We start from the raw sequence: 3,003 nt of genomic DNA on the forward strand, positions 1-3,003 counted from the left end.
CCTGTCAATATTTAAAATATAGACTCATACTTTCCTACGTTGGCATTATCCAAATCAGGTTTGAAGGTCGCAGTCCCTTTCAGAACTGCCTCTCAGCAATTATAGCTCCCTTGTATTATATTAAATTTTACCAGTTCATTTTACACCTTATTAATAATTATGTCAATCTTTGCCATCTCTAGTTTCCAAATCTCTACTTAAGCCTTCGAGGTAAGGTACTATAGTTTTGCCTGTAACATCAAGGTAATAACCATCTGTAAACTCTTCTCTTTTGATACTTTTTCGTCCTCCGTTTTTAGCCCTGTCCCAGTATTTTTTTATTTCTTTAAATGGAAAATAATAATATTCATCTGTATCAGAAAAAAATATTATCATAAAGGCTATCCCATTCTGTTCTTCAAAATCCTCCATAAATTTCACTTGATGACTATGAATGTTCTGTAATGGAAAGGTAGATTTATTACATTCTTTAGCATCAAAACATATAGGTATTCCTTGAACCACACCAATATAGTCTACTGTACTCTTACTATCAAAATATGCAAGGGTAATTTGTCCCTTATCATTTATACTTACAGGAGTAATTGGGGTAGGTACTTTTTGGACTAGGGCAAGTCCTTCATCTCTGTACTTATCATTTGTCATGTTTATAAGAGTTTCTAAAAGAGAGCCCCTAAGACCCCTCGAATTCCAAGATGGCATATAATCTCCTTATAAAATCTGCACATACATATATTAAAAAGTTAAAGAAATAATTTATCACACTAAAGCTCTACTACTTTAGAGTAATAAATTAAATCCTAGTTTGCAAGCCACATTTTTTAGTCTTGTAGGTAAATCTGCTGTAAAAGTAGTTTTGCTTAGATGCGAAAATTCTCCTTCAATTTCAGGAAATTGAATCTCATAAGAATGTAAAAACTGGCTTGTAAGTCCCATTCTTCGATATAAAAGATTATCAGATTTAAGCCCATATTTTCCGTCACCTATAAGTGGAAAGCCTAAAAAAGATAAATGTGCTCTAATCTGATGGCTTTTTCCTGTTATAAGTTCTACCTTTAATAAACTATGCCCCTTGCTTACTTCTAATACCTCATAGGCAGTTTTGATATACTCAGCACCGTCAATCTTATTTCGATAAATTTTAACGGTATTATGATTATCATTTTTTACAAGATAAGCCTCAGCAGTCTGATTTTTTGTCATCTCACCTTTAACTACTGTAAGATAATATTTAGTTATTTCTCTAGTTTTAATTATGTTTGATAGAAAACGGAGTCCTCTAAGAGTTTTTCCTGCTAAGATGATTCCACTTGTATTTCTATCTAGCCTGTTTACAACTGCCGGTCTCATTGTGAGGAAGTCATTATAAGTAAAACTTCCTGTATTTATAAGATAGTGAATAAGCCATTCATTCATAGACTTATCATCTTTTTTTGCAATTTGTGAAAGCACATTTACAGGCTTGTTAAGTATAATAATATCACTATCTTCATATATTATCTGTGGAGTATCAAATTCCCATTTAAGAAATTTTAAGCTATTATACAGAGATATATCATCTTCTGATTCTATACTATCTTCCTCTAAATCAATATACTCTCTATCAGCTGTCTGAGATAGGATTACACTTCCTCCAAACTTAACAATAGTTTCATCTGCAAGAAAAAGTTTAATTTCATCATTTTCTGTTAAAAGTTCACTGCCAGTAGCTTTCTTACCATTTAAAACTATATTTTTCTTTCTTAGCATTTTATAGATAAAGCTGGAAGGAGCTACTTTTAGGAATTTGAGCAGGTATTTATCAAGTCTCCCTCCAGCATCTATATGCTTTACTTTAAGTAATATCATTTCTTAGTTACCTTTTATGCTAGACTAAGACTCATACGGAATCTCTATAGCAATCAATTTTCCCCTTTCAAACATAAGTTACTACACTACAAAATACTCCATACTTTCTACAAAGCTTTTTATCTCAGACATTTCCTCATCTGATAACTTATTTTCCGGAAATGCCTTTATAAACTTATCCAAATCGTCAAAAACTACTATATTATCCCCTCTTCCCTGATTTTTTAAATGTTTATCTATGTAAGCTTTAGCTACATCAATTTTTTTCTTATAATCATATTCATTTCTAACAGATTTACCCATCTTTTCTTTATACCCTAAAATTCTACCCTTAAATACAGCTATTAGGTCAAGGTGCATTACATTTTCTGCGGAAGTAAAGACAGGTGAATAAAGTAAAATTCCTCTATTTTTAATCACTTCTTCTGCTTTGCTAAGACAGTCAGGTTTTAATTCTTTATAAGGAAGAAGAATAAAATAGGTAGCCAGACTTCTTCCAACAGGTAGGACAAATAATAAGGCTAAAACCGAAAATATATTTCGTGGTTGCATTTTATTTAGTAAAAGTCCGACAATAAAAATAATAACTGCAGACAATACATTTAAAGCAACATTCATAAATAATTTTCTTTTTCTATTAGTTAGATAACCCTTTTCAAATTTATTATATTTTTTCATAAAAATTCCCACCCTAATTAATGTATAATATAAGCTTTAGCAATATAATCACAGCTTAATCAGTCCTTTTTCAAAAATTTTCTGTAAACTCATCATTATTCCAAACTTTGCATGATTAAAAGTAAGTCCACCCTGAAAATATGCTGCATAAGGCTCTCGCATAGGTCCATCTGCTGAAAGCTCTATTGAAGAACCCTGTACGAATGCTCCAGCTGCCATAATCACCTGATCATTATATCCCGGCATATCCCAAGGTTCAGGTGTGACAAAGCTGTCTACAGGTGCTGCTGCCTGTATGCCCTCACAAAAAGCCTTAAGCCTGTCACCTGATTTTAGTGAAACAGCCTGAATAATATCAAACCTATCTTCCTTACTATTTGGAAGTACATCAAAACCAAGGCTTTCATACACATTTGCAGCAAAGATTGCACCTTTTACTGCTCCGGCAGTTACAGTAGGAGCCATAAATAACCCTTG

Annotated in this window: 4 protein-coding genes and 1 riboswitch; all 4 genes read right to left on the bottom strand. The window is 32.3% G+C overall.

Annotated features, from left to right (window positions below; genetic code table 11):
- Positions 1-13: 13 nt before the first annotated feature.
- Positions 14-122: riboswitch (TPP riboswitch) on the bottom strand.
- Between the two features lie 40 nt (positions 123-162).
- A complete protein-coding gene (locus ACTTG8_RS10090) occupies positions 163-702 on the bottom strand; it encodes a Holliday junction resolvase RecU (protein ID WP_442561977.1) in 540 nt (179 codons plus the stop codon).
- Between the two features lie 78 nt (positions 703-780).
- Entirely contained in the window at positions 781-1,848 is a 1,068-nt protein-coding gene (locus ACTTG8_RS10095) for an RluA family pseudouridine synthase (RefSeq protein WP_442561978.1), read from the bottom strand.
- Between the two features lie 81 nt (positions 1,849-1,929).
- Entirely contained in the window at positions 1,930-2,526 is a 597-nt protein-coding gene (locus ACTTG8_RS10100; protein ID WP_442561979.1) for a hypothetical protein, read from the bottom strand.
- A 48-nt stretch (positions 2,527-2,574) separates the two neighbouring features.
- A partial coding sequence (locus tag ACTTG8_RS10105; protein ID WP_442561980.1) for a methionine gamma-lyase family protein occupies positions 2,575-3,003 on the bottom strand: 429 nt, incomplete at its 5' end.

It is taken from the genome of Catonella sp., from assembly GCF_052173895.1.
Taxonomy (GTDB): domain Bacteria; phylum Bacillota; class Clostridia; order Lachnospirales; family Lachnospiraceae; genus Catonella.

What these genes read in the sequence shown, in the direction of transcription:
- ACTTG8_RS10090 (WP_442561977.1), bottom strand. Translation starts at nt 702, where the DNA reads ATGCCATCTTGGAATTCGAGGGGTCTTAGGGGCTCTCTTTTAGAAACT.
- ACTTG8_RS10095 (WP_442561978.1), bottom strand. Translation starts at nt 1,848, where the DNA reads ATGATATTACTTAAAGTAAAGCATATAGATGCTGGAGGGAGACTTGAT.
- ACTTG8_RS10100 (WP_442561979.1), bottom strand. Translation starts at nt 2,526, where the DNA reads ATGAAAAAATATAATAAATTTGAAAAGGGTTATCTAACTAATAGAAAA.